Origin of the sequence: Stenotrophomonas sp. AN71 (assembly GCF_050435725.1) — a bacterium.
Classification (GTDB): Bacteria; Pseudomonadota; Gammaproteobacteria; order Xanthomonadales; family Xanthomonadaceae; genus Stenotrophomonas.
The window spans coordinates 95,799-122,046 of sequence record NZ_JBNDKU010000010.1 but is presented as its reverse complement, the minus strand read 5'-3'; the positions used below and the strand labels follow the sequence as shown (position 1 = coordinate 122,046).

The window sequence follows — 26,248 nt, the reverse complement described above, 5'->3', positions numbered from 1 at the left end:
AGTTGGTAGCGATGCGGTCCCCAATGAGGGCGACAAGCCCACGGTGGCGCAGAGTTCTTCGTGGATGTTTCACGCCAGCAGTAAGGGCGACCTGGTCACCCTTACCGCTACTTCAAAGGACGTTGATGTCAGTCGGCCCTGATGGAACCGCGATCGCTTGCGCAGGCACGTGGTACGCAACCTTCCATCAACGTATTCATGGTCTGCGGAGCATGAGCGAAGCAGAGTACTCTCGCGGTGTGGTTTCCCACGGTATTTGGTGGGTAGTACTCGCTGTAGAAGGTCTGGCACCTTCCGTTGTCGATCTGTGCGCTGCCTTGGATGTTCCCGCCGACTGAACTATTGAATCTTACGGTTCCGTAGGAAACGAAATTCTGTCCGGCTGATACCTGTCCATTTGGTGCATAGGCGATTACATAGTCAGTGTTCTTTGTCTCGCCAACACTGTTCGACTCGATGTTTGAGCAATGCCACGCGGCGCTTCCTGGTCCCACCGTGATGGACTCGCCCTTGGCGGGATTCATCCCGATATCCGCGCAGGAAGCCTCGTGATATTGCTTCGTTGCTTCCGATTGGTCGTCGTAACGATATACATACTGCCCCTTCGAGTTGCGGATGAGGGACTGCTCCACACTGACCGTTCCCCCGATGAAGTCAGGCCATTCCGCGGTGCGAACGATTCTTGATGGGGCCTTCGCTTCGTCAGCGGTTTGTCCAGTAGCTGGAGTTCCGTCTCCTGCCTGCGCGGATGCAGAGACGATGAACATGAGAATCGCTACCTGTAGTTTCATTTGAGCCTCTCAGATCTGGGTGAGGCTCCATCTTCATTACTTGCCAATTTGCATTTTGGGGCACATCAAGCAGTTCTTCGGATTTCATACATTTCTCATTTTTTCCTGTCGCTAATCGCACCTCACCGCATACACCGGCCCAGCCCCGATCAGCATCAGCGCCATGTAGTCGCTGTCGCTGGCCTTGCCTTTCAGCGAGGCGCTCTTGTTGAAATGGAAGATGCCGAAGCCGCCGGCCATGCGGATCAGGGCGCTATCGATCTGCGCTGCGTCATCGCGGAAGTAACGGCTGATCTCGCTGGTGCTGGCCTTGTGCAGCGCACTCGGTTCGCGCTGCCACTGACCATCGCGGTTGAAAGACACGAAGTACTGGCCGCCTTCCTTCTCGATGCGGAAATCGGCGGGCTTGCGCGCGCTGGTAGCGAAACAGCCCTGCAGCGGGTCGGCGGAGAAGGGAAGCCCGGTGTTGCCACCACAGGCGGTGAGCAGCAGGAGGGCACCGGGCAGCAGCAGGCGGAGCATGCGCATGGGATGTCCCTACGAGGGCAGGTGCGGCTAGTGTAGGCAGCAGGCGGGCATGGCCCGTATAGAAATTCGGCAAAAGAAGAGGAGTTTTCGGATGGCGCAGGGCAAGGCACCGTGGTGCGGCGTGGCCAGTTGGCTGGGAATCGCAGTGGGCTGGGGCGCGGGCACGTTGGCGGCGCAGGCATCGGTCGCCGCGGGCGGCAATGGCTTGGCCGCAGGGCTGGGTGTGGGCGTGCTGGGGGCGGCGCTGGTGGGGTGCGGCCTGGCAGTGGCCTCGCGCGTGCGCGGGGAGCGCTGGCCGTGGATCGGCATCGGCGGCGCGGTGCTGAGCGCGCTGCCGTTGTTGATGTATCTGCTGCGGATGATGTTGAAGCTTTGACTGTAGGGCCGAGCCCATGCTCGGCGCATGGGGGGACAGCCAGGCATGGCCTGGCTCTACCGGGGGCGGCGTCGGGCTGATCGTGGGCCGTGCCGGCCAGCGGCCGGTGCTAACGATGGCTCACGCGGTGCGGTGGATCTCCACCGTCACGTGCACCAGTTCTTCGTGGATCGTCAGTGCGTGGCGCACGGTATCGGCATCGAGGTTGGCGTCGCTGGTGACCACGCTGGCGCTGACCGCGTACTTGCCGCGACCGACCTGCCAGACGTGCAGGTCGGCCAGGCGTGCCGGCCAGGGGCCCTGTTCGATCACTTCGCGTACTTCGGCCACCACCGGTGCATCCATCTGTGCGTCGAGCAGGATGCGGCCGCTGTCGCGCAGCAGGCCGATCGCCCACACCGTGACCAGTACGGCGCCGACCAGGCCCATCACCGGGTCCAGCCAGGTCAGGCCGAGCAGCTTGCCGCCGAGCAGGGCGACGATGGCCAGCACCGAGGTGGCGGCGTCGGCCAGCACGTGCACGTAGGCTGAGCGCAGGTTGAGGTCGTGGCCGTGGCCGTGCGTGTGATCGTGATGATCGTGGTCATGCCCATGCCCATGCTCGTGGTGGTGATGCGCATGGCCCGGGCTGTCATGCAGCCACCAGGCGCACAGCAGGTTCACGCCCAGGCCGACCACGGCGATGGCGATGGCTTCGTTGTAATGGATCGGCGCCGGCACCCACAGCCGTTCCAGCGACTGCACCGCCATCAGCGCGGCCACGCCGAGCAGGGCGATGGCGCTGGTGTACCCGGCCAGGATCTCGATCTTCCAGGTGCCGAAGGCGAAGCGGGGGTCGTGCGCGTAGCGGCGCGCACAGCGGTAGGCGAACACCGACAGGCCCAGCGCCAGCGCGTGCGAGCTCATGTGCCAGCCGTCGGCGAGCACGGCCATGGAGTTGAACCACCAGCCGCCGACGATCTCCACCAGCATCATGCTGACGGTGAGCCACAGGGCGCGGCGGGTATTGCGTTCGGCCAGCGGGTTGCCGTCGTCGAAGCGGTGTTCGTGGCGACGGGCGGCGGCGAGGGCGTCCAGGTGCATGGGAAGACCAGAGGGTGGAAGGATACCCCCATAGGGTATACGATCCATCCATGGCCCATGTACACAAGAATCGAAAGCAGCTGCTGACCCGGGTACGCCGTATCGGCGGCCAGGTGGCAGCGTTGGAGCAGGCGCTGGACAAGCCCGAGGGTTCAGCAGGTGACTGTGCGGACGTGCTGGTGCAGGTTGCCGCCGTGCGCGGTGCTGCCCACAGCCTGCTGATGGAGCTGCTGCACGAGCACCTGCAGGAACATGTGGTCGGCGCCGAAGACCCGCAGCAACGTGCGGCCGAGGCCGAGGTGCTGGTGGAGCTGCTGCGCCGCTACGGCAAATGACCGGGTAGTGCCGGCCGCTGGCCGGCACCTGCAGGTTGCCTGCGGCGTTCATGGGGTTGCCGGCCAGCGGCCGGCACTACCCGTGCCGGTGCCGCGCGTTCCAGATATGCGTGGCGGCCAGCAGCAGGCTGCCGGTGACCGTCATTGGTGTCTCCCAGTCGTGCGAGGGCAGCGCCAGCGCACCGGCCAGCAGCAGGCCGAGCCCGGCGCCGGCGGTGGCCCAGGCCAGCACCGGCAGCGGGTGACGGCGTTCGGCCCGCCATAGCGCGTAGCCGGTCAGCGGCAGGGCGATGGCCACGAACAGCAGGTGGACCCATTCCGCTTCGGCCCACGTGCCGAACAGCGGCAGCGCGGCGGCAAGCAGGGGCAGCGCGAGGCAGTGCAACAGGCACAGGCTGGACAGGGCGACCGCGCCGGCATCGAGCAGGGCGGCAGACGATGATTTCATCGGGGGAGGTTCCTTGCGCTGCAATTGTTATACAGTAACATTTCCGTTCCGCAGCCAACCCGCTCCGACATGAACACTGTTTCCCGCGCCGACCGTCGCCTTCCGGTCACCGTGCTGTCCGGCTTCCTCGGGGCCGGCAAGACCACCCTGCTCAACCAGATCCTGCGCAACCGCCAGGGCCTGCGCGTGGCGGTCATCGTCAACGACATGAGCGAGGTCAACATCGATGCGCAGCTGGTGCGCGAGGGCGGCGCCGAACTGCGCCGCACCGAAGAGACGCTGGTGGAATTCAGCAATGGCTGCATCTGCTGCACGCTGCGCGATGACCTGCTGCAGGAAGTGCGGCGCCTGGCCGATGCTGGCCGCTACGACTACCTGCTGATCGAATCGACCGGGATCGGTGAACCGATGCCGGTGGCCGCGACGTTCGCGGTGCGCGACGAGCAGGGCTTCAGCCTGAGTGACATCGCGCGCCTGGACACGATGGTGACGGTGGTCGATGGCAGTGCGTTCCTTGCCGACTTCGGTTCGACGCTGCGCCTGGCCGAGCGCGGCCAGCAGGCCGGCCCGGACGACGACCGCGGCGTGGTCGACCTGCTGTGCGAGCAGGTGGAGTTTGCCGATGTGATCGTGGTCAGCAAGGTTGACCAGGTGGACGACGAAGTGCTGCAGGACACGCTGGCCGTGCTGCGTGGACTGAATCGCGACGCCAGGCTGCTGCTGTCCAGCTTCGGTGATGTGCCGCTGGCCGAGCTGCTGGACACCGGTCGCTTCGATTATGAGCGCGCGCAACGTGCGCCGGGCTGGGTGAAGGAGTTGCGTGGTGAGCACACGCCGGAAACGGAGGAGTACGGCATCGGCAGTTTCGTCTACCGCTCGCGGCGGCCGTTCCATCCCGCGCGTTTCGCACGCGCGCTGCAATCGGGCATGCCGGGCGTGATCCGCAGCAAGGGCTGGTTCTGGCTGGCCAACCGCATGGATTGGGTGGGCGAGCTGAACAGCGTGGGCGCGGCGACGCGTACACAGGCGGCGGGCTTCTGGTACGCCGCACGCGATCGCGTGCGTGCCGGGCAGGAAGACACCACGCCGTTGCTGCCGCCGACGCCGCTGCCGTACAGCGATCTGGGCTGGGCGCGACAGCAGGCCGACTGCTGGAGCGCACCGTTGCCGGGGCTGGAGGAATTCCCTGATTCGGCCGCGCACTCGGCGATGCAGCGCCTTTGGCACCCGCTGTGGGGCGACCGGCGCCAGGAACTGGTGGTGATCGGTGTGCACATGGATGAGCGTGCCGTGCGTGCGGAGCTGGATGCGTGCCTGCTCAATGACCAGGAGCTGCGCGCGGGCCCGCTGCTGTGGCAGCAGCTGCCGCAGGCATTCCCGGCGTGGAAGCGCTGAGCGGAATGCCGTTGTAGAGCCGAGCCCACGCTCGGCTTCTGTTCCGGTAGATCCACGCCATGCCTGCATCCACGCATGGCGTGGATCTACAACGCATCGCGCCATTGCCAACCATCGGCGCCCACCTGCAGCACCTGCGTGGGCTGCAATGCCTGCAGCAGATGCCGGTCATGGCTGACCATCACCAACGCACCTGGCCACGCCGCCAGCAGGTCCTCCAGCACCTGCAACGCACTCAGATCCAGTGCATTGCCGGGCTCGTCCAGCAGCAACAGCTGTGGCGCGGGAGCGGCGTACAACACGCTGGCCAAGGCACCTTTCACCCGTTCGCCATCGCTGAGGCTGTGGGCTGCGCGCTGGATGCGCTGTGCATCCAACCCGAGCAGGGCAAGCCGCGTGCGCAGTTCACCCGCGTCTGCACTGGGATTGGCCGCCTGCACGGTATCGAGAATGCTGCGCTCACCAGACAGTCCCAGCAGTTGCTGGTCGAGCAGGGCCAACGGCGCGTGGCGGTGCACGATGCCCTCACGTGCAGGCAGCTGGCCGGCCAGCACGCGCAGCAGGGTGGATTTGCCGCTGCCGTTGTCACCGATCACGGCGATGCGATGGCCGCGGCGGATCTCCAGCTGCAGCGGAGCACTGCACCCCCGAGGCAGCACCAGTGACTCTGCCTGCAGCAGGCGCGCGCTGCCGCGTCCTGCGTCGCCGCTGAACAGCGCCAACTCCGGCGCGGAGTGAACAGCGGCGGCGGCGGCGCGCAGCTGCTCGGCACTGGTCTGCAGGCGTTCGGCCTGTACCTGCTGCGCGCGGCCGTGAGTGGCCTCGGCGCGCTGCTTCTGCCGGCCGAGCAGGATCGGCGCCTGGTTGGCCTGCTTTGCATCGCGCACCCCGCGTGCCTGCCGCTGCTGCTGGCGTTCGTGCTGTTCGCGCGCCGTGCGTTGCTGTTGCCGGTGCTGGGCGCGGGCATGATCGAGCTGCGCGGCGGCGGCTTCGCGTTCGGCGGTGCGCGTGTCGGCGTAGTGCTGCCACGCCCCCCCATAGCGATGCAGCCCGCGCGCATCGAGTTCGACAATCTGCTGCATGCGGGCAAGCAGCTCGCGGTCGTGGCTGATCGTCAGCAGCCCGCCACGCCATTGCTGCAGCTGTTCGTACAACTGCTGGCGATGGCGTGCATCGAGGTGGTTGCTGGGTTCGTCCAGGATCAGCCACTCGGCGCCGCTGGCCCAGGCGCCGGACAACGCCACCTGCATCGCCTGGCCACCACTGAGCCGCGCGGCGGGTTGAGCGGGATCGAGATCGTCGGGTAGCTGCAACGCCTGCCATTGCTGTTGCAGGCGCTCGCGCAGATCCCAGCGGTCACCGACGCAGGCGAAGTCGGCCTCGTCCACGCTGCCGGCTTCGATGCGTTGCAGTGCAGCCAGCTCCTCGCCGACGCCGGCCAGTTCACCGACTGTGCCGCCGGGCGGATAGCCGGGTGTGGGCAGCAGGAATACACGGGCGCTGCCGCGCACCTGGCCGCTGTCGGGCGCAAGACGACCCGCCAGCAGGCGCGCGAGCACGCTCTTGCCGGCGCCATTGGCACCGACCAGGCCGGTCGCCACCGGTTCGAAGGAAAAGCTCAGATCGGAAAACAGCGGGCGGCCGTCGGCCAATCGATACGACACGCGATCGAGCGTGAGGGAATGCGGGGTCATGCGACCTCCATGGATGCCGGGTTCTCCCCTGCGCGCAGGGGCGGGAAGAGTCAGGCCGTCTAGTGGGAAGACGGCGGCATCAATGGCGCATCGGTCGCGAGCCTCTGGGAGGAATGAGGGGAAAGTATAGCGGTACTGGCTGAATGGTCGGGTGCGGAGCCGTCGCCGCGAAGCACATCCACGCATCGCGTGGATCTGCAGGGCACAGGGGAGCACGCGGATGGATCGGCCTAGGGCACGGTTCCCAGGCGTTCGCCGACGAAATCGATGAACACGCGCAGCTTGGGCAGCACGTGGCGGCCCGAAGGCCACAGCAGGTGGAAGGTGCCGCAGGAATGCACGTGCTCCTCCAGTACGGTCACCAGCCGGCCATCGGCCAGTGCATCGCGAACCGAGTGCACGGGCACGAAGGCCAGGCCGATATCGCGCAGCGCCAGTGCCACGCGCGCTTCAATGGTGTTGGCCACCATGTGCACCGGCAACTCCTGTGGCGTTTCATCCTCGGGCCAGTGGACTGGCCATGGCTCCAGCTTGCCGCTGCTGGGGAAGCGGTAATGCAGCAGCGTGTGCTGCATCAATGCCGCCGGCGTGCGCGGAATGCCACGGCGTTGCAGGTAGGCGGGGGAGGCGACGATGCGGCGCGGGAATACGCCCAGCCGACGCGCGTTCATGCGTGAGTCGCTGGGTTCGCCGACGCGCAGCACGGCGTCGAAGCCTTCCTCGATCACATCGACCAGCCGGTCGCTGAAATCCAGATCCAGGCGGATGTCCGGATAGGCGGCCATGAAGTCGGCCATCAACGGCAGGGTCAGGTCACCGACCAGCGGCAGGCCGATGCGCAACGTGCCGCTGGGCGTGGCGTGCGGCTGTGCCAGCTCGGTGCGCGCGGCGTCGCGCTCGTCGAGGATGCGGCGGCAGCGCGCCAGGAACAGCTGGCCTTCGGCGGTAAGCGTGATGCTGCGCGTGCTGCGGTGGAACAGGCGCACGCCCAGCGCGTGCTCCAGCCGCGCAACGCATTTGCCGGCCGCCGAGGCGGAGATGCCTTGCAGGCGCCCGGTCTCGACAAAGCTGCGGGTGTCGGCGGCATGCACGAAGGTCTGCAGGTTGGCGAGGTTGTCCAGTACTGACATGGCGATGCACGTGGTGGATTCAGCAGGGTAGGCGGGCGCGGTCACAGCAGGCGGTGCCGCCGCTGCAACGCTGTGGTGCGGAGTGGTTGGCGGCCGGTTGCGGCCTTGCAGTTCCGGCCATCATGCCGATTGCGGACTGTGCGGTCCATGATGCACGGAGCGGTAACCGGCTTTTTGCCCGATGGCGTGCTGCCTAACGTGGCGGGCCTCTCCCCCACGGATCACCGCGATGAATGCCGCTCTCTCACTTGAAGCTCTACCGACGCTGCCTTCGGTGCAGCGGCTGCTGCAGCGGGTCCACCCGCTGCGTCTGGTCGGCGCGGTGGTGCTGGTGCGCCAGCATGGCGTGCTGTGCCACGCCAGCGCGACCGGGCTGGCCGACCGTGAGTCCACCACGCCGATGCGCCGTGACCAGCTGTTCCGGCTGGCATCGGTGAGCAAGCCGCTGTTGACCACGGTGATCCTGCGGCTGGTGGCCGATGGCGTGCTGGCGCTGGATGCGCCGGTGCAGCGCTGGCTTCCCGACTTCCGGCCAGCGCTGGCCGACGGCCGCAGGCCAGCGATCAGCCTGCGCCAGCTGCTCAGCCACAGCAGCGGGCTGGGCTATCGCTTCCTGGAAGCCGATGCGGACGGTCCCTACGCACGGGCCGGTGTCAGCGATGGCATGGATGCCAATCCGCTGACCCTGGCCGAGAACGTGCGGCGCATCGCGCAGGCCCCGTTGCTGTTCGAACCGGGCAGCCAGTGGATGTACTCGTTGGGCGTGGATGTGGCCGGTGCGCTGGCCGAGGCGGCAACCGGCGAAACGCTGCAGGTGCTTTTCGAGCGTTTGTTGGCCACACCGCTGGGTCTGCGTGAAACTGCGTTCTTCACGCGTGACGCAACACGGCTCGCAACGCCGTATGTGACCGACACGCCTCAACCGCATCGCCTGCAGGAAGGCGAAGTGGTGGCGCCCTTCGAGGGCACCGTGGGCATCGCGTACAGCCTGGCGCGTGCCACCGATGCCAGCCGTTTCCCATCGGCCGGCGCCGGCCTGGTTGGCACCGCCGACGAGGTGATGGCGGTGCTGGAGGCGCTGCGGGATGTGCCGGCGTCGGGTCTGCTGCCGCCCGCGCTCGCAGCGCAGATGGGGACGCCGCAGGTGGCGGAGCAGGGCCCGCCGGAGCCGGAAGGCTGGGGCTTCGGGCTGGGCTTTGCGGTGCTGCGCGATGCCGCCGCCAGTGGCACGCCGCAGCGCGTGGGCACCTGGCGCTGGGGCGGTGCCTATGGCCACAGCTGGTTCGTCGATCCTGCCCGCGGCCTGAGCGTGGTGGCGCTGACCAACACCCTGTACGAAGGCATGGATGGCGCGTTTGTAGATGAACTGCGCGATGCGGTCTACGCCGATCTGGAGGGCATCCGATGAGCGGCCATGCGATCGATGCCGCCAGCCCGTCTGGGGAGGCCACGCGCCTACCGTGGGCCGGACTGCTGGCCCTGGCCGGTGGTGGCTTCATCACGCTGTTGACCGAGACCCTGCCGGCCGGCGTGCTGCGGCCGATGGGCGACAGCCTGGGCGTGAGCGATGCGATGGTGGGCCAGCTGGTGAGCGTGTACGCATTGGGTTCGGTGATGGCCGCACTGCCGATGACCGCGCTGACCCAGCGCCTGCCGCGGCGGCCCTTGTTGCTGGCGGCGATCGCCGGTTTCGTGGTGGTCAATACGCTGACCGCGTTGAGCAGCAGCTATCCGCTGATCCTGGCAGCGCGCTTCCTGGCCGGTGTGAGTGGGGGCCTGCTGTGGTCGCTGGTGGCCGGATACGCGGCGCGCATGGTGGTGCCGTCGCTGCAGGGGCGGGCGATCGCGGTGGCGATGGTGGGTTCGCCGCTGGCACTGTCGCTGGGGGTGCCTGCCGGCACGTTGCTGGGCCAGCAGATCGGCTGGCGCTGGGTGTTCGCACTGATGAGCGTACTGGGCGTGCTGCTGCTGGCTTACGCACGCTGGGCGCTGCCGGCGCTGCCTTCCGCAGGTGCTGGGCAGCGCACGTCGCTGGGCATGGTGTGGCGCATGCCGGGTGTGCGCAGTGCACTGCTGGTGATGATGCTGTACGTGCTGGCGCACAACGTGCTGTACACCTACATCGAACCGCTGGCGGTGGAGGCCGGCGCGGGTGCCTGGCTGGATCGTCTGTTGCTGGCATTCGGCGTGGCGGCGATTGCCGGCATCGGCATTGCCGGTTGGGGCGTGGATCGCCACCTGCGCGCGCTGGTGTGGGCGGCGGTGATCGGCTTCCTCCTGCCGGTGGTTGCCCTGCTGGTGTGGCCGGGCGTGGCCAACGCGCTGCTGCTGGCAACGATCCTGTGGGGCGTGGCGTTCGGCGCCGTGCCGACGCTGTTCCAGACTGCATTGGCGCGCCGAGCGGGGGCGGCTGCGGACCTGGCGCAGTCGATGCTGGTGACCGGCTGGAATCTGGCCATTGCCGCTGGTGGCGTGGCCGGTGGCGTGATGCTGCAGGCCAGTGGTGCGCGCCTGCTGGGATGGCTGCCGTTGCTGCTGCTGGCGGTGTGTGCGGCGTGGCTGCTGGCGCGGCCGAAAGCGTGGCTGTAGACGTCGATCACCAGGGACGGGGTGCTGGCCGTCGGCCGGCACCCTTGCAGCCGAGCGTGGACTCGGCTCCACAGGAAGGTACGTCTAGTCAGCGGCCTCACGTTCGATCGGCACGCTTCGCGGATTCTGCATGTGCTCCCGCGCGGCGCCGTACTGCTGCTGCCGCTTGTGATGGAAGGCCACGAATTCATCGCGTGGCAACGGCCGCGAGAACAGCCAGCCCTGCCCGAACTCCACGTGCCGGCTGTGCAGGTAGGCCAGCTGCGCTTCGGTTTCCACGCCTTCGGCCACGACCCACAGCCCAAGTTCCTTGGCCATGTCGATGATGTGCGGCGTGACCGGGCTGGTCGCGCTTTCGGTGCCGATGGCATCGATGAAGGATTTGTCGATCTTCAGCGCATCCAGCGGCAGCTGCTCCAGGTACTGCAGGCTGGAGAAGCCGACGCCGAAGTCATCGATGGCCACGCTGTGACCGGCACGGCGGGCGGCAGCCAACATGGTGCGGGCGCGATCCAGATCGAGGAAGCCGCGCTCGGTGGCCTCCATCCAGATCTGCTGCGGCAGGATGCCGCTGCCGGCCATGTGCTTGGAGATCATCTTCAGTGCGCGGCCGCTGCTGAGGTCTTCGGCAGCCAGGTTGATCGCGATGTGCGCGCTGCGATCGGCCACCAGCAGTTCACGCATGTCACGCACCACGTTCTCGATCACCAGGTCGGTGACGTCGGCGATCATCCCGGCCTCTTCGGCCAGCGGGATGAACAGATCCGGCCGCACCTGGGTGCCATCCGGGCGCTGCCAGCGCACCAGGGCTTCGGCACCGACGCAGATGCCGGTGTCCAGTTCGATGATCGGCTGATAATGCAGGTACAGCTCGCGGCGCCGGATGGCCGTGGCCAGCTCACCCCGCAACGACAGGCGGCGTCGCGACAGCCAGATCACCAGGCCGGCACCGGCGGCGGCCAGCAACAGGCCCAGCGGAACGTACAACCAGGCCTGCTGGCGGAAGGTAGCGGCCAACGCGGTGCGCGGCGTGGTGGTGATCGCCAGCCATTCCTCGTTGCGCGCGGTGGCGTACAGCGTGTTCTGGTCCAGGCCTTCGCTGGGATTGCGCAGCAGTGCCTGCAGCAGTGCCGGGTCCATGCCCGGCTGCTGGGCCAGCAGCCGGCCATCGGGGCTGGCCAGCGCCAGCCGCACGTGCGGATCGACGATGAGGTCGACGAAGCGGCGCGGGTCGACCAGCGCGTCATAGGAGCCATACAGGATGGCCAGCATCTGGCGACGCCCGCTGGCCGCGGGGCGGACGTCCACGGCGATGCCGGCACCGTCGCTGGTGACATGGTCCGCTTTCGGCTGGTCCACATCGGACAGGAACGGCCCCCAGGACGTGCAGCGCAGCTTGCCATTCTCGAAGTAGCCCAGCTGGTCCACCGAGGGTGTGGTCATCACCAGGGTCTGCATGCGCCGGATGTGCTCGGCGCTGCAGGCGACGTATGCCCCGGCCTCGGCCGACTTCAACGCCGCCAACGCCTCCTGGTAGGACTGGTCGGATCGGCGCAGGGTGCGGCTGGCGATGTCACGCAGGCGCTGCTGTTCGACGCTGATCGCGCGGTCCCAGGTGGCATAGGCCATGACCGCGATCGGCACGGCGGCCGCCAGCAGGGCCAGCGCGGTCCCACCGATGATGACGCGCAGCCGGCTCATGGCCGGGGCTCCAGCGAGGCAGGCAGGGCAGGGCGCATGGTCGGGCCGGTCCTTGGGCAGGTGCGGCTATCTGAGCATGGCGCCGGGCCGGGCGGAATGGGATCAATACGGTATTCGGTCACATTGTGGTGAAAGCGGCTGGCTTTGACGCAATTGGGCCATCAGGCGCTGGCGCTCCGGGCCCTGGAGGACTACCGTCGGACGCCTCGCCCGCCCCTTTCTGCGCCCATGACCGAGCCCGCAACGCCCCCCGAGCACCTGCGCCGCAGCCTGTCCAATCGCCACCTGCAACTGATCGCCATCGGCGGTGCCATCGGCACCGGCCTGTTCATGGGCTCGGGCAAGACCATCAGCCTGGCCGGGCCGTCCATCGTCTTCGTGTATCTGATCATCGGCGCGATGCTGTTCTTCGTGATGCGCGCGATGGGCGAGCTGCTGTTGTCGAACCTGCAGTACAAATCCTTCATCGATTTCTCCACCGACCTGCTCGGCCCGTGGGCCGGATTCTTCTGCGGGTGGACCTACTGGTTCTGCTGGATCGTCACCGCCATCGCCGACGTGATCGCGATCGCCGCCTACGCACAGTTCTGGTTCCCCGGGCTTGAAGCCTGGAAACCGGCGCTGGCCTGCGTGATGCTGCTGCTGGCGCTGAACCTGGTGACGGTGAAGCTGTTCGGCGAAATGGAATTCTGGTTCGCGCTGATCAAGATCGTGGCGATCTGCGCGCTGATCATCACCGGTGCCGGGCTGGTGGCGTGGGGCTTCACCTCGCCCAGCGGCCACACCGCCTCGCTGTCGAATCTGTGGAATGACGGTGGCATGTTCCCGATGGGCCTGGTCGGCTTCTTCGCCGGCTTCCAGATTGCGGTGTTCGCCTTCGTCGGTATCGAGCTGGTCGGCACCACCGCCGCCGAAACCGCCGACCCCGAGCGCAACCTGCCCAAGGCGATCAACTCGATTCCGGTGCGCATCATCATCTTCTACGTGCTGGCGCTGATCGCGATCATGGCGGTCACCCCGTGGCGCCAGGTGGTGCCGGACAAGAGCCCGTTCGTGCAGTTGTTCGTACTGGCCGGCATTCCCGCCGCCGCCAGCCTGATCAACTTCGTGGTGCTGACCTCGGCGACGTCCTCGGCCAACAGCGGCATTTTCTCCACCAGCCGCATGCTGTACGGCCTGGCCGAAGAGGGCCACGCTCCGCGCGGGCTGTCGAAATTGTCGCGCGCGGCAGTACCAGCCCGCGGCCTGCTGTTTTCGTGCCTGTGCCTGCTGGGCGGCACGCTGCTGATCTACCTGATTCCCAACCTGGTGACCGCCTTCACCCTGGTGACGACGCTGGCGACGGTGCTGTTCATCTTCGTCTGGTCGCTGATCCTGGTGGCCTACATGGCCTATCGCCGCCGTTATCCGGAGCGCCATGCTGCATCGATCTTCAAGATGCCCGGCGGTGTCGCCATGTGCTGGGCCTGCCTGGTGTTCTTCGCCGGCGTACTGGTATTGCTGAGCCTCCAGGGCGATACCCGCCAGGCGTTGGTCGCCAGCCCGGTGTGGTTCGTGCTGCTGGGCGTGGGGTATTGGGTGCGAAACAGGACCGCGAAATGATCCAACGTCTTCGTTCCACCAATTGATCCATCGCCTCCGGTGTTTCATCCACGCATGGCGTGGATCTACTGTCACCAACCCTCAACAGCCCAGTGCTGCTCTGGATGTTGACGTTGCCTCTGCAGGAGCAGGGCGCAGCCCTGCCACTCCCCCATTCACCCAGTGTTAGCGGCCGCGGCCGGATCATCCGGCCGCCATGACCCACCGCCCCCTCCTGCTCGTGCTGTTGCTGCTGCCCGGCCTGTGGCCCGGGATGGCCAGCGCGCGCACGGTCTACCGCTGCGTGCAGGGCAACACCGTCAGCCTGGCCACCGCACCGGAGCCGGGATCGCGGTGCACGCCGAAGGAGATCGACGACAACGCCATCCAGACCCCGAACCTGTGGGGCAACATGGGGGTGTTCAGCGGCGTGCTGTACGAGCGCGAGCAGGACGGCGCGCTGGTCTATTCCACCCGCAACCTGCCCGGCTCGCGGGTATTCCTGAAATTCACCGTGGCCACGCCGCCGGGCGAACCGGCCCACGAGGGACTGGGCAAGGTCGGCAAGCCGCAGCTGGCGCAGCACGCAAAGCAATTCAAGGCCGCGGCGAAGGCGACCGGTGTCGACGACGCTTGGCTGCGCGCGATCGCCCACGCCGAAAGCAACTTCGATGCGTTGGCGGTGTCGAGCAAGGGCGCACAGGGCGTGATGCAGCTGATGCCCGATACCGCGCAGGAATACGGGGTAAGCGATCCGTTCTCACCGCAGCAGTCCATCAATGGCGGTGCGCGTTACATGCGCACGCTGCTGCGCCGCTACAACGGCGACCGGCCGCTGGCGGCGGCCGCCTACAACGCCGGCATCGGCGCGGTCACTCGCTACAAAGGGGTGCCGCCGTATTCCGAAACCCTGGCCTACGTCGACAAGGTGATGGCCCTGTACGCCCGCTACCGCGAGGCGATGGGCATCCGTGCCGAGGTGCCGGCGAAGTAGTACCTACTCGAAGGGAAACAACGCATACCGACGGCGCACGCCGACGTCCTCGATCGCCGCCTGCACGTCGTCGCGCTGCAGCACCTGCAGCAGGCGCGCGTGGCGCTCGGCGGCCAATGGCCACAAGGGAATCTGACCATACTGCTGCACCTCCCGCAGGCAGGCCTGGCGGGTCTGCGGATCGCGCAGGCGCGCGATGAGATCGTTGGCCGCTTCCTCCAAACGACCCTGGGCCAGCATTGCGTGCAGGTACTGCTGGCGATCGTTGCCCGTGCGCCCGGCAATGGCGGCGGTGGCGCGCGCTACGCCTTGCGCGTCATGCAGCTGCTGGTAGGCAATGACCCGGACCAGGTCGGCCACGCTTTCGCCATAGGGGCTGGCCCCTTTCAGGTCGGCCAGCAGCGCCAGTGCCTGCGCCGGTTGCTGGGCATCGGCCAGCCAGAGCGCCAGGTTCAACTGCTGGCTGACCGCCGGTTGGCCGCCGACACCGAAGGACATGGCCCGCCGCAGCGTGGCCAGCGCCGCCTCGGTCTGGCCCAGGCGCCGTTGGGCCTCGGCGCGGGTGTTGAGCATCCAGGCCACCAGATCGGTCGCCTCGGGATCGTACAGGTAGTCTTCCGGCGTGGCCGTGGCCCATGCCGCGCTGGCCTCAAGCACGCCCGGGTGGTCGCCAGCCAGCAGCAACGCGCTGACCAGCGGCTGCACATGGGGCAGGTCCGCTGGATGGGCCTGGGCCGCATCGCGCAGCCGGTCCACGTGGCGGGCCAGCGCCGCCTCGACGGACAGCGGATCGGTGCGGGCCGCCATCGCGGCATCGAAGCGGCGATCGATATCCAGATACAGCAGCGGCTCCGGTTGGTCGATGCGGGCGACGGTGCGCTGCAGGGCATCGGCGTGGCCGCTCTCCACCTGCAGTTCGGTCAGCCACACCCACAGCTGCTGGGGATCCTGCTGATTTTCGGTCCAGCGGGCCTCGAACAGCGCCAGCAGCAGCGGCTGCAACGCCGCATCGTTGTCGCGCAACGCCTGGGTGAGATAACGCACCAGGGCGGGCGAGAAGCGCGTACCGGCCTCATCGGCGGTCATCGCCAGCGCCTCGCGCACGGCGCGCGCGGATTCCACGGGGCGATCGGCACGTGCGAAGGCCAACACACGGATGTCCAGCGGGAAGGTCAGGTCAGGGCTGAAGTCCTGCGCCTGCTGCAACAGGCGCAGTGCGTCCTCGGTCCGCCCTTCTTCGATCGCCAGCCATGCCGCAAGCCCGGCAGCCTGGCCCTGCAGAGCATTGCTGCTGCGAGCCAGCCGTGGATCGTGCAGTACGCGTTGCAACAGCGCTTGCACACCAACGCTGTCGCCTCGCCGCGCAGCCTCCCACGCCGCGTCCAGCTGCGTATCCAGCGTGGCCTCGGGCATCGCGCCGGTCAGTTTCGGTGCGGGCAGGGTGGCCGCTGCGGCAGCCGGCGCGATCACCAGGCACAGCAACAGCAACGGCAACAGGAGCCTGGCAGATGGACAACGCTGCATGCGGGTCACCCTTCCATGGAATGTGCTGATTGAAGCTCGATTGCCGCGCCGGTACAAGCGCCAGGGTCGATATGGCCGCAGGCGTGGTGCTGTACCTGCGATTGTCCGGTTGCCGTGGCGATGCTCAGCGCGAGGTCGAGGTGCTGACCAGGTCGTAGCGCTCGATGCGGCCAAATCGTGCGACCTCGGCCTGCACGTCCGCGCGCTGCTTGAGCGCACGCCAGCCTGCATCGACGCGCACATCGCCCGGCAGCGAGGGATAGGTGCGCAGGTCCTGCAGGCTCGCCAGGGTCTCGCCGCGCTCGACCGGCGATCGCAGCTGTTCAATCAGCACCGCAGCGGCACCGTCCAGGTCGCCTTCCTCCAGCAGCATCTCGCGATGGAACAGGCGGGCGTCATCACGCTGGGCGAGGATCACCACGCGCGCAGCGTCCACGGCCTTGGCGTCGCCACGCTCGCGGGCGGCGGCGAACTGCAGCAGCGCTTGAGCCGCCTTGCCATAGCCGGCCAGTCCCGGTAGGTCATTCACCGCGCGGGCGGCGTCCTGCATGCGGCCCAGTGAGCTGAGCACGAAGCCGACATTCATCTGGTGCTCGATGCCATCCGGGCCGAGCGCACCAATCCGTTCAGCCTGCTTGGCCATGGCCAGCGCCTCGTCGTTGCGGCCCAACCGGCGCAGCGCGGTGAGGCGGCTGTTGAGCAGCCACGCCACCCATTCCGCTTCGGCCGCTCCCGGCGATTCACCCTCGGCCGCCGCGCGGGCCATGCCATCGGTCAGTGCCAGCACCTCCGCGTTGCGATCGAGCATCAGCAGGGTGGTGCTGAATTCGGCCATACGTGCGTCTAGCGCCCGGTCGAGCAGGCCGGAAACACGCAGCTGATCGAGGTGGCGCTGCGCGGCCTGCACAGGATCGAAGCGGGCGTCACTGCGATCCACGTAGCGGTCGAAGCGCGTGTCACTGCGCAGGCGGATGATCTCGGCCGGGCTGTCAATGCGGGCCAGGGTGGTGGGAACGTCGTCGCCGCGCCCATTGTCGGCCTGCAGCGTGGCCAGCGTCAGCCACAGGCCGGTCGGTTCCAGGCCACCACTCTTCCAGCCATTGTCGAACAGTGCCTTCAGCAGCTGCAGGCGTTGTTGTGGCTGATCGCGCAGGCGGTACTGCAGGTAGTTGATGGCATGCTGATCGACCGGCAACGGCGCATCGGCATGCTTGAGTGCGTTCACCAGGAATTTCGTTGCGGCCGTTGGCTGGTTGTCCGACAACTCCACCGATACCTGGGTGAGCAGGACCTGTGCATCTTCCGGCAGGGCGTCCTGGGCCCGCTGCAGGTAGCGACGGGCCAGCGCCGGCTTTTTCTGCATCAGCGCGGTCCAGCCGGCGACCTGCGAGGCGCGGCCGCGATGCTCGGCATCGAAGTCGTCCAGCAGCGGATCTTCCATCAGCTGCTCCATGCTGATCAGCGCGCCGAGTGTATTGCCGCTGCGCGCCTGCTGGATGGCTTCATCCCAGCGCGTGGCGTAGGCCGCGTGCACGGCATCAGCGGTGATGGACGGCTTCTGCGGCGCTACCGTGATCGATGCGCGGGCGGGAGCACCGGCCAGTGCCGCCAGCAGCAGAACGGCGAGGGGGACGAGGCGGGGCATGGAGGATCTCCATCCGTGGGAACAACATTGAACCCGCTGCGGCTGGCCAGAACAAGCGCGAGGAATGGAACTCTGGCAGTTGAACGCACGATTGGCCGTGGCGGATCACGCGCGCAGCGTCTATTGTCGGTGCCTCTTCAGGCAGCAGGCAGGGCGGTGCAGCGCGATGGCACGGTGGCAATGGATGGCGGCAGGGGTCGCGTTGGCAACAGCGGTGGCATTGGCCGCAACCTGGTGGGACACACCGCTGCACACGCCGTCTGAACCTGTGGGCCCGGTCCCCACGCCGCTGGCATGGACCGCGCAGATCGAGCCGCTGGCCGGTGATGGCCATCCCGGAGACCGCGATGGTGCATCCTCGCAGGCCCGCTTCGCCGATCCGTATGCGCTGCTGCGCACCGCCGATGGCAGCGTCTATTTCACCGATGCCGGTGACAACAACCGGATCCGCCGTCGCTTGCCCGATGGCCGCGTTGAAACCGTGGCCGGGCAGGGCGAGGGGCGCGTTGATGGCCCGGCGCTGCAAGCGAGCTTCAATACGCCCTCGGGCATTGCTGCCGATGCCCAGGGCAACCTTTACGTGGCTGACACCGGCAATCACGCGATCCGTCGCATCGGCACTGACGGCCAGGTGAGCACGCTGGCTGGCGGCGAACAGGGCTTTGCCGATGGCCCCCCCGCGCGGGCACGCTTCGATGCACCGATGGGCATTGCGGTGGACGCGCAGGGCCAGGTCTACGTGGCCGACACCTACAACGACCGCATCCGGGTGATCGGCACCGATGGCACCGTGCGCACCGTGGCCGGTGGTGCGCGCCCGGGCTTCGCCGATGGCGTGGGTGCCGACGCGCGCTTCGATACCCCGGTTGCGCTGGCCTTCGATGCGCAGGGTGCGCTGCTGGTGGCCGATCTGTTCAACAACGCGGTGCGCCGGGTCGGCGTCGATGGCACGGTCAGCACTCTGCTCGGTGCCGGCGGCGTGATCAATGGGCCGCTGTCACTGGCGACCACGCATGACGGCGTGCTGTACGTGGGTGACCTCGATGGCCGCATCGTGCAGGTGACGCCGCAGGGCCATCAGATCGCGCTGATCGGCAACGGCCGCCTGCCGCGGCTGGCCCGCCCCAGTGGCCTGGCGATGGATGCCGATGGCAGCGTGCTGGTGGCTGATGCGGCCAGCTATCGCCTGCACCGCCTGCGTCCGCTGCCGGTGGGCGAACTTCCGGCGCCGGCGCTGGTCGGCCCCGCCGCCGATGCCGCGTTGCCGAAGACGGGTGGACGTTGGCCGCTGGCTCCGCAGGACGGTTGGCACGAAGTGGTCGGCACGCTGGGCGAAGTGCGGGGCAACTTCAAGGGCGAGAGCCGCCACCACCTGCACGGCGGCTTCGACGTGCGTGGTGATGTCGGCCAGACCGTGCTGGCGATCGCCGAGGGCAAGATCAGCAGCCCGATGGCGGCGTGGAGCCTGGGCGAGCAGGCCGAGGGCCTGGCGGTGGATCGCCTCAAGTACATCCATATGCGGGTGGGCCGCACCCCGCGCGATGAACCGTTCGACGCACGCTGGCAGGCGCTGTATGACGAGCAGGGCAAGCTGGAGCGGATGCGCGTGCGGCGCGGCACCCGCATCCATGTCGGCGACCGGCTGGGCAGCATCAACAACCAGGCGCATGTGCACCTGGCGGTGGGCAGCGGTGGCTTCGAGACCAATGCCGTGGCGCTGGGCTTCCACAACTACGCCGACCACTTCGCGCCGCGTATCACCGATGTCGCCCTGCTGGACGACAACGACCAGCCGATGACCGCCGGCAGCGATGGCGTGGTGATGGTGGCGCGCCAGGGACGCGGCGTGCAGATCGTGGTCGAGGCCTGGGACCAGGTTGACAACAACCTGCCGCGACGCCGCCTGGGCATGTACCAGGTGGGCTTCCAGATCCTCGGGGCCGGCGGGCAACCGTTGCAGGGCTACGAGCAGCCGCGCTGGAACATCGTGTTCAACCGCATGCCACCGCAGAAGGAGGCGGTGCGGGTGGCCTACGCCCCGGACAGTGGCATCACCGTGCACGGCAGTGCGGTGACCCGCTTCCGCTACCTGGCCACCAACACCGTGCGCGATGGCCTGATGGAGACCGGCCGCTGGCAGCCGGCGGCGCTACCGCCGGGCGAGTACATCGTGCGTGCCAGCGTGCGCGACTACAGCGGCAACGAAGGTGTGGGCCCGCGCGAGATCAGAGTCCGGCTGCTGCCATAGCAGCGGCCGGGGCGCCGCAGCGTTCGCGCTCGGCGTCCATGTCTTCCAGCGGCCGTACTTCGATGCTGCCGAAGCGTGCCCACGGGAAGTCGCGCGCGATGCGCATGGCTTCGTCGCGGTCGCGGGCAACGATCAGGTTGAAGCCGGCCAGCAGTTCGCGGGTTTCAGCGAATGGACCATCGAGCACGCGGCTGTGGCCATCACGCACGCGCAGGGTCTGCGCGGTCTCGACCGGCTGCAGTTTCTGCGCCGCCAGCAGGGTGCCTTCGGCCTGCAGCTTGTCGGCGTGCGCCAGACAGTCGCGCATCAGCGTGTTGAATTCTTCGCTGGGCAGGGCCTGCAGCAGGGCAGGCTCGATATAGATCAGAAGCAGGTACTGCTGCATGGCACGGTCCTGGCGGGGGCGGGGTGCCCATGATGGCGCAGGTCTGCGCGTGGGCATGTTGCAGCGCGGGAGGCGCACCTCCGGCAGGAGGCGGCGAACGGCGGAGCCCCTCCGTGGTGGAAGCCGAAGCAGAGTTCATGAGGTTGGCCAGGTGGGTAGACGGGGCGGGGGACGCCGTAAACCCATCCCTGGGGGCTTGGCCGCGGCATCCATGCCGCGGACACCCCCGCCCCGCCTACCCACCCGGCCTTGGACAGGTTCCTGGGTCATCCACCACGGAACATCAAGAACAAAGGCAAACGCGGGTCGCTTCGCTCGCAAAGCCGAGGCCGCCAGCCAACCGCCGTTGCTGTTGCTTTTGCTTCTGCTTCTGCCTTTTCTCTTGATCTTCCCGTGGTGGTTCGGCCACCGGAATCTGTCTGGGGCCGGTCGGGTGGGGTTGGCGGGGTATCCGCGCCATGGATGGCGCGGCTAAGCCCCCATGGATGGGTTCACGGCGTCCCCGCCAATCCCACCCGACCGGCCCACCCACAGGAAACCAGCTTTCAGCGACCAACCCACCCCACCACGGAGGGGCTCCGCCGTTCGCCGCCTCCCGCCGAAGGCGCGCTCTCCGCGGAAGGAAAAAATTTCCAACAGACGTGTCGATTCCCAGCCCCCTGGTTCGTTGTACCCAGTGAAGGGCACGCACCACGCGTCCCCACGGGAGACTGCAATGAAAGTGATGGTGATCGTGAAGGCCAACGCCGACTCCGAAGCCGGCCGCATGCCCAGCCAGCAGGAACTGGCCGAAATGGGCGCATTCAACGAACAACTGGTGGCCGCCGGCATCATGCTGGCCGGTGAAGGCCTGCACGCCACCCAGCGTGGCCGCCGCATTCACTTCGGCAGCGGCGCACCCGCGGTCGAGGCCGGTCCGTTCGGCCCCGCAAGCGAGCAGATCGCCGGCTTCTGGTTGTGGGACGTGCGTTCGCTGGAGGAAGCCGTCGAGTGGGCCAGCCGCGCGCCATTCGGCAGCGGCGGCGCGCTGGAGCTGCGCCCGCTGATTTCCGCTGAAGACTTCGGCGAAGCCTTCACTCCCGAATTACAGCAGCAGGAACAGCGTCTGCGTGCACAGCTGGAAGGCTGATCGCGTTCTCTCCCGCCGGGCGCGGCCCGGCGCTACCGCCCTGATGTACACAACGGAGTATTGCCATGCGACTGATTCCCTTCCTCGGCTTCAGCGGCCAGGCCCACGAGGCGATGGCGTTCTATGCCAAGGCACTCGGTGGCCAGGTCACCTCGGAAATGAAGTACCGCGACATGCCGCCGTCTGATGGCATGCCCGGTTGCAACGAGATGCCGGCGCAAACGCTGGACCACGTTGCACACAGCCAGCTGGAAATCGGCAACGCCATCGTGATGGCGGCCGACGGCCCTGGCGGCGGCGAGGGTGGCTCGACCACCATCAACGTTGACGTTGACAGCATCGAAGAGGCCGAGCGCGTGTTCGCTGCGCTGGCCGAAGGCGGCCAGGTACAGATGCCGATCGCTGAAACCTTCTGGGCACATCGCTGGGGCATGTTGATCGACCGCTACGGCAAGCCGTGGATGGTCAACTGCATGAAGCAGCCCTGATCCCCTCTTTTTTCATCCACAAGGAGCTTCACCGATGAGTGCACCGCAACCGCAGATGATCTTCGTCAACCTGCCCGTGCAGGACCTGAACGCATCCAAGGCCTTCTTCGCCGCGTTGGGCTACAGCTTCAACCCGACCTTCACCAACGACGATGCCGCCTGCATGGTCATCAGCGAGAGCATCTTCGTGATGCTGCTGACCCAGCCGTTCTTCAAGCAGTTCACCACCAAGCCGATTGCCGATGCACACAGCCACACCGAGGTGATCACATGCCTGTCGGCGGACAGCCGCAAGGCGGTGGACGTGATGGTGGACAAGGCGCTGGCCGCGGGCGCCAGCGAGCCGCAGCCGGCACGCGACTACGGTTTCATGTACCAGCGCGGCTTCCAGGACCTGGATGGCCATCTGTGGGAAATCGCGCACATGGATGGTGAGCCGGGCTGAGCGCCGCATCGCGCTTGTGCCGGGGGGGCGTGCATGCTGTGATCCGCACATGCACGATCCCGCACTGACGCAGCGTCTGGAAACCCTCTGGCGGATGGAGTCGCCGGTGTTGATCGCGCGCCTGGCGCGGCTGCTCGGCGGTGACGTCGGCCGCGCCGAGGAGCTTGCCCAGGACACCTGGCTGGCCGCGCTGGAGCGCTGGCCGGCGCAGGGCATCCCGGACAATCCCGGAGCCTGGCTGATGACCACCGCGCGCAACCGTGCCATCGATGTGCTGCGCCAGCACCAGCGCGTGGCGCAGCAGCACGCGCAATGGGGCGAGGAACTGCATCCGGCTGCGTTGCCGGCGCCGGATGACAGCCAGGCGCTGGAGGATGACCTGGGTGATGACCTGCTGCGGCTGATGTTCGTGGCGTGCCATCCGGTGCTGCCGGCCGATGCGCGGGTGGCCCTCACGCTGCGCCTGCTCGGCGGCCTGACCACGGTGGAGATCGCGCGCGCGTTCCTGCAGCCGGAGCCGACCATCGCCCAGCGTATCGTGCGCGCCAAGCGCACCCTGGCGCAGAAGCAGGTGCCCTATGAGGTGCCGCGCGCGGAGGCGATGCCCGAGCGCTTGGCCTCGGTGCTGGAGGCGATCTATCTGGTGTTCAACGAAGGGTATGCGGCCAGCGCAGGCGATGACTGGATGCGCCCGGCACTGTGCGAGGAAGCGCTGCGGCTGGCACGCATCCTCGCCCACCGCTTGCCGGTACCGCCGGTGCTGGGCCTGCTGGCCTTGATGGAATTACAGGCATCGCGGGCGGCGGCACGGGTTGATGCGCGCGGCGCGCCGGTACTGCTCGACCAGCAGAACCGGGCGCAGTGGGACTGGCTGCAGATCGATCGCGGGCAGCAGGTGCTGGCCCGCGCGCTGGCAGCCGGTGGCGGCCAGGACCCCTACGTGCTTCAGGCACGCATCGCGGCCTGCCACGCCGGCGCACGCCGCGCCGACGCCACCGACTGGCCGCGTATCGCCACGCTCTATGCTCAGCTGCTGCAGGTGCTCCCTTCGCCGGTGGTGGCGTTGAACCGGGTGGTGGCGATCCTGCGCAGCGAAGGTGCCTTCGCGGCATGGGCGCAGCTGCAACCCCTGCTGGACGACGCGCGGTTGCGCGACTACGCACCGTTGCAGGTGGTGCGTGGGGAGCTGTTGCAGGCGATGGGGCGTGAGCAGGACGCACGTGACGCCTTTGCCGAAGCCGCCAGACTCAGTCAAAACCAGGCGGAGCGTGGCCTGCTACGGAAGCGGGCCGGTTTGCCCTCCACGGAATAGCCCTGCGAACGCAGCACTTGTCGGCGGGCCCGTGAGCGGCTATGTTTCGCGCCCAGCGGACGCATGAGCGTCCGCGTTTCGTGCGTATTGACCGAGGAGCGGTTGGATGTATTCAAGGACGAAGAGCGCATCGCGCGCTTTTGCGCGCCTGCTTGCCTGTGCCCTGAGCCTGGCCGTATGGCCGATGATGGCCCACGCCGCAGACAAATCACAGCAGGCTTACTGGGCCGGTTTCGCCTACACCGCGGATGCTGCTGCTGTGCAGGCGACCACGCCGCATGCGCATGCCGTGCTGGAAAAGCGCGGCCTGGTTCCGCTCAATCAGACCCTGGCGCAGTCGCTCAAGCGCCGTGCGCCGGCCCACCTGCAGCTGATCGACCAGCCGGTGGCGATGCTGGACGGCACCACCAGCGCCACCGTGCTGGCCGCTGCGCTGGACCGCGAACTGGTCTCGGTCGAGCCGATCGGCGATCAGTACAAGGTGCTGGTGGAAGTGGCGCTGCAGGCGCTGTTCTTCGACTTCCGCGAGCGCCAGGTGATTGCCTCCTATCCGCTCACCCTGCAGCGCATCGACGTGCAGGACTACCGTCCGGACAACGACGATATCGACGCGATCGTTGCCGATCTGCTGTACGGCGGCGCCGATACCAGCCTGTCGCAGGTACTCGCGGGCAGCCTGGCGCAGGCCCGGCTGCCCGACGCCGCCGTGCGTCGCTTGCAGGTGGGGGGGGTGACCTTGTCCGACGCGGTGCGCGCCAAGCTGCCCGACCCGACATGGGAAGCGCCGCTGCGCGCCACCCTGGCCCATGAGCTGTCCAAGACGGTGTCGTCCAACACCGGCGTCGGCCTGCTGCCGCCGGCCTCCGGGCAGGCGATCGGTGGCGCGATGGCGGCCCGCTTTGCCGATGGCAAGGTCTACCAGCTGAAGATTCCCGAACCCGACTACGTCATCCACCTGCAGGTCGATGCACTGAAGAACGGCGTGATTGAAGAAACCCCGGCGATGAAGACGATGCTGTTCGGCGCCTTCTTCACCGCCAAGGTGACCGAGCCGTTCTCCGGCAAGGTCTATTTCGAACAGCCGCTGCGCAAGGGTGCCACCAAGGTGGTGCCGGCCACGCAGTGGCGGGTCGACCAGTGGTCGGCCAGCTACGAAACCCTGCTGGCGGGCTTCGATGCCTTCGCCGGCGCTGCCGCCAAGCGCGCCGATTCGCGCGCCTGGCTGGACGAACAGAAGCCGGGCGGCCGCCCGTTGCAGCAGCAGACCCAAGCCCTCCAGGAGTTGATCAAGTCATGTCGTTGATGCGTACCATCCTGCTCATCCTCATCGCGCTGGTGGTGGCCTCGCCGGTCGCTGCGCAGACCGCGAGTTCGCGTGGTACCGGCTCGGCCAGCTACGGCCTGCGCCTGAGTGCCGATACCCGTGCCCAGGCCCTGAACAAGGCCAAGGTCAATGCCCTGGAGGCGTACATCGCCGAAACCGGCGCGGCCAAGCTGCGCCTGTTCGAAGCACGCCGCGCCGAGTTCATCGGTGAAATCGACCGCTATGTGCTCAGCGCGGTGCAGCTGTCGGACACCGAGGACAAGAAGGCCAAGACCTACAGCGTCACCGTCCGTGCCGAGATCAACACCACCCTGCTGCAGACCAAGCTGGATGCCGGTTCGGCCGTGGCCGGTGCCACTGCAGCCCAGCGCTCGCTGCTGACCTTCCTGTTCATGGCGCGCTCGCAGGACACTGTGCAGTCGTTCCAGGACAAGGAGTACCGACGCGTCGACGCCAGCAGCAGCTACAGCGAGAACACCCGCGAAGGCGACAGCTTCCGTGGCAATTCGGTCAGCACCAACGGCAGCATCAACCAGAACGGTTCGGTGTCGGTTACCAGCGGTGGCAGCACCACCGCGCGCGCCGACAACATCAGCTGGAAGGTGGCCAACGCCGCCGAGGTCAACACAGCGATGACCGGTGCCTTCAGCGCCGCAGGCTACGAAGTGGTTGAAGCCGAATACGTGGAAGGCGAGTCGCGCGGCCTGCTCAGCATCGAGCGTATCCGCAAGGACTTCAGCACCGGCAACGACCTGGCCCCGGCGACCCTGCGTGACACCGCCAATGGCATCCGCGCCGCCAACATCCCTTACATTGCCGTAGGCACGCTCGACGTCGGCATGCGCGATCGCGATCCGGCCAGTGGCAACACCCGCGTGTTCGTCACCGTCACCGGCAAGGTGCTGGACGTGACCGGTCGCTTCCCGCGCACCGTGTCGTCGGTCGGCCCGGTGCAGTTCTCCGGCACCGGCCCGAATGAAACCGTGGCCCGTACCAATGCGCTGCAGCTGGCTGCCGAGAAGGCCGCCCAGCAGATGATCAACGAGCTGAACGTCAAGGCGGTCCGCTGATCCCTGGCCGTTTCCGCCGGGCATGGCCCGGCG

General features: G+C 67.5%; 24 protein-coding genes. 14 read left to right on the top strand and 10 right to left on the bottom strand.

Translation table 11 applies throughout. The features are described from left to right. Positions 1–128: 128 nt before the first annotated feature. On the bottom strand, positions 129–767 hold the full coding sequence (locus ABH900_RS15850) for a hypothetical protein (protein WP_429624097.1): 639 nt from the start codon (positions 765–767) through the stop codon (positions 129–131). Positions 768–902: 135 nt separating this feature from the next. Then, positions 903–1,319, bottom strand: coding sequence for a hypothetical protein (locus ABH900_RS15845; protein WP_429624096.1), 417 nt, complete (start codon positions 1,317–1,319; stop codon positions 903–905). Positions 1,320–1,410: 91 nt separating this feature from the next. Here ABH900_RS15845 and ABH900_RS15840 point away from each other — a divergent pair, with 91 nt between their 5' ends. Beyond that, entirely contained in the window at positions 1,411–1,695 is a 285-nt protein-coding gene (locus ABH900_RS15840; RefSeq protein WP_429624095.1) for a hypothetical protein, read from the top strand. Between the two features lie 120 nt (positions 1,696–1,815). Here ABH900_RS15840 and dmeF read toward each other — a convergent pair whose 3' ends face one another. Continuing rightward, on the bottom strand, positions 1,816–2,778 hold the full coding sequence (dmeF, locus tag ABH900_RS15835) for a CDF family Co(II)/Ni(II) efflux transporter DmeF (RefSeq protein WP_429624094.1): 963 nt from the start codon (positions 2,776–2,778) through the stop codon (positions 1,816–1,818). 50 nt (positions 2,779–2,828) lie between these two features. Here dmeF and ABH900_RS15830 point away from each other — a divergent pair, with 50 nt between their 5' ends. Further along, positions 2,829–3,113 (top strand): metal/formaldehyde-sensitive transcriptional repressor, encoded by a 285-nt coding sequence (locus ABH900_RS15830; RefSeq protein ID WP_429624093.1) that lies wholly within the window; start codon positions 2,829–2,831, stop codon positions 3,111–3,113. 76 nt (positions 3,114–3,189) lie between these two features. Here ABH900_RS15830 and ABH900_RS15825 read toward each other — a convergent pair whose 3' ends face one another. Next, positions 3,190–3,561: a MerC domain-containing protein gene (locus ABH900_RS15825; protein ID WP_429624092.1), complete on the bottom strand. Its 372-nt coding sequence runs from the start codon at positions 3,559–3,561 to the stop codon at positions 3,190–3,192. A 69-nt stretch (positions 3,562–3,630) separates the two neighbouring features. Here ABH900_RS15825 and ABH900_RS15820 point away from each other — a divergent pair, with 69 nt between their 5' ends. Further along, on the top strand, positions 3,631–4,956 hold the full coding sequence (locus tag ABH900_RS15820) for a GTP-binding protein (RefSeq protein ID WP_429624091.1): 1,326 nt from the start codon (positions 3,631–3,633) through the stop codon (positions 4,954–4,956). An 86-nt stretch (positions 4,957–5,042) separates the two neighbouring features. Here ABH900_RS15820 and ABH900_RS15815 read toward each other — a convergent pair whose 3' ends face one another. Together ABH900_RS15815 and ABH900_RS15810 are read right to left on the bottom strand one after the other, a co-directional pair. Next, positions 5,043–6,650: an ATP-binding cassette domain-containing protein gene (locus tag ABH900_RS15815; RefSeq protein WP_429624090.1), complete on the bottom strand. Its 1,608-nt coding sequence runs from the start codon at positions 6,648–6,650 to the stop codon at positions 5,043–5,045. 230 nt (positions 6,651–6,880) lie between these two features. Then, positions 6,881–7,780, bottom strand: a complete 900-nt coding sequence (locus ABH900_RS15810) for a LysR family transcriptional regulator (RefSeq protein WP_429624089.1) — start codon at positions 7,778–7,780, stop codon at positions 6,881–6,883. A gap of 229 nt (positions 7,781–8,009) precedes the next feature. Here ABH900_RS15810 and ABH900_RS15805 point away from each other — a divergent pair, with 229 nt between their 5' ends. Continuing rightward, on the top strand, positions 8,010–9,188 hold the full coding sequence (locus ABH900_RS15805) for a serine hydrolase domain-containing protein (RefSeq protein ID WP_429624088.1): 1,179 nt from the start codon (positions 8,010–8,012) through the stop codon (positions 9,186–9,188). Beyond that, on the top strand, positions 9,185–10,369 hold the full coding sequence (locus tag ABH900_RS15800; protein WP_429624087.1) for an MFS transporter: 1,185 nt from the start codon (positions 9,185–9,187) through the stop codon (positions 10,367–10,369). Before ABH900_RS15805 ends, ABH900_RS15800 begins: the two co-directional genes overlap by 4 nt. An 84-nt stretch (positions 10,370–10,453) precedes the next feature. Here ABH900_RS15800 and ABH900_RS15795 read toward each other — a convergent pair whose 3' ends face one another. Then, positions 10,454–12,070: an EAL domain-containing protein gene (locus ABH900_RS15795; protein WP_429624086.1), complete on the bottom strand. Its 1,617-nt coding sequence runs from the start codon at positions 12,068–12,070 to the stop codon at positions 10,454–10,456. Between the two features lie 228 nt (positions 12,071–12,298). Here ABH900_RS15795 and cycA point away from each other — a divergent pair, with 228 nt between their 5' ends. Together cycA and ABH900_RS15785 are read left to right on the top strand one after the other, a co-directional pair. Beyond that, positions 12,299–13,672 (top strand): D-serine/D-alanine/glycine transporter, encoded by a 1,374-nt coding sequence (cycA, locus tag ABH900_RS15790; RefSeq protein WP_429624085.1) that lies wholly within the window; start codon positions 12,299–12,301, stop codon positions 13,670–13,672. A gap of 196 nt (positions 13,673–13,868) precedes the next feature. Next, positions 13,869–14,645 (top strand): lytic transglycosylase domain-containing protein, encoded by a 777-nt coding sequence (locus tag ABH900_RS15785; protein WP_429624084.1) that lies wholly within the window; start codon positions 13,869–13,871, stop codon positions 14,643–14,645. A gap of 3 nt (positions 14,646–14,648) precedes the next feature. On the opposite strand, the gene ABH900_RS15780 is transcribed toward ABH900_RS15785, so the two are convergent. Both ABH900_RS15780 and ABH900_RS15775 read right to left on the bottom strand, forming a co-directional pair. After that, positions 14,649–16,169, bottom strand: coding sequence for a hypothetical protein (locus ABH900_RS15780; protein WP_429624083.1), 1,521 nt, complete (start codon positions 16,167–16,169; stop codon positions 14,649–14,651). Positions 16,170–16,293: 124 nt separating this feature from the next. Beyond that, a complete protein-coding gene (locus ABH900_RS15775; RefSeq protein WP_429624082.1) occupies positions 16,294–17,814 on the bottom strand; it encodes a hypothetical protein in 1,521 nt (506 codons plus the stop codon). Positions 17,815–17,980: 166 nt separating this feature from the next. Here ABH900_RS15775 and ABH900_RS15770 point away from each other — a divergent pair, with 166 nt between their 5' ends. After that, positions 17,981–20,062, top strand: coding sequence for an NHL repeat-containing protein (locus ABH900_RS15770; RefSeq protein ID WP_429624081.1), 2,082 nt, complete (start codon positions 17,981–17,983; stop codon positions 20,060–20,062). Here ABH900_RS15770 and ABH900_RS15765 read toward each other — a convergent pair. Beyond that, positions 20,040–20,447, bottom strand: a complete 408-nt coding sequence (locus ABH900_RS15765) for a YciI family protein (protein WP_429624080.1) — start codon at positions 20,445–20,447, stop codon at positions 20,040–20,042. The genes ABH900_RS15770 and ABH900_RS15765 overlap by 23 nt on opposite strands. A 715-nt stretch (positions 20,448–21,162) precedes the next feature. On the opposite strand from ABH900_RS15765, the gene ABH900_RS15760 reads away from it, so the two are divergent. The 6 genes from ABH900_RS15760 (at position 21,163) to ABH900_RS15735 (ending at position 26,215) form a co-directional block, all read left to right on the top strand. Further along, positions 21,163–21,576 (top strand): YciI family protein, encoded by a 414-nt coding sequence (locus tag ABH900_RS15760; protein ID WP_429624079.1) that lies wholly within the window; start codon positions 21,163–21,165, stop codon positions 21,574–21,576. Positions 21,577–21,641: 65 nt separating this feature from the next. Then, complete coding sequence (locus ABH900_RS15755; RefSeq protein ID WP_169412373.1) at positions 21,642–22,064, top strand: VOC family protein; 423 nt, start codon at positions 21,642–21,644, stop codon at positions 22,062–22,064. A gap of 34 nt (positions 22,065–22,098) precedes the next feature. Beyond that, positions 22,099–22,509: a VOC family protein gene (locus tag ABH900_RS15750; protein ID WP_429624078.1), complete on the top strand. Its 411-nt coding sequence runs from the start codon at positions 22,099–22,101 to the stop codon at positions 22,507–22,509. Positions 22,510–22,558: 49 nt separating this feature from the next. Next, on the top strand, positions 22,559–23,821 hold the full coding sequence (locus tag ABH900_RS15745; protein ID WP_429624077.1) for an RNA polymerase sigma factor: 1,263 nt from the start codon (positions 22,559–22,561) through the stop codon (positions 23,819–23,821). 106 nt (positions 23,822–23,927) lie between these two features. After that, the gene (locus tag ABH900_RS15740) at positions 23,928–25,124 is read left to right on the top strand and encodes a hypothetical protein (protein ID WP_429624076.1); all 1,197 of its coding nucleotides are present in this window, start codon (positions 23,928–23,930) and stop codon (positions 25,122–25,124) included. Continuing rightward, positions 25,115–26,215 (top strand): hypothetical protein, encoded by a 1,101-nt coding sequence (locus ABH900_RS15735; protein WP_429624075.1) that lies wholly within the window; start codon positions 25,115–25,117, stop codon positions 26,213–26,215. Before ABH900_RS15740 ends, ABH900_RS15735 begins: the two co-directional genes overlap by 10 nt. The last annotated feature ends 33 nt before the right edge of the window (positions 26,216–26,248 follow it).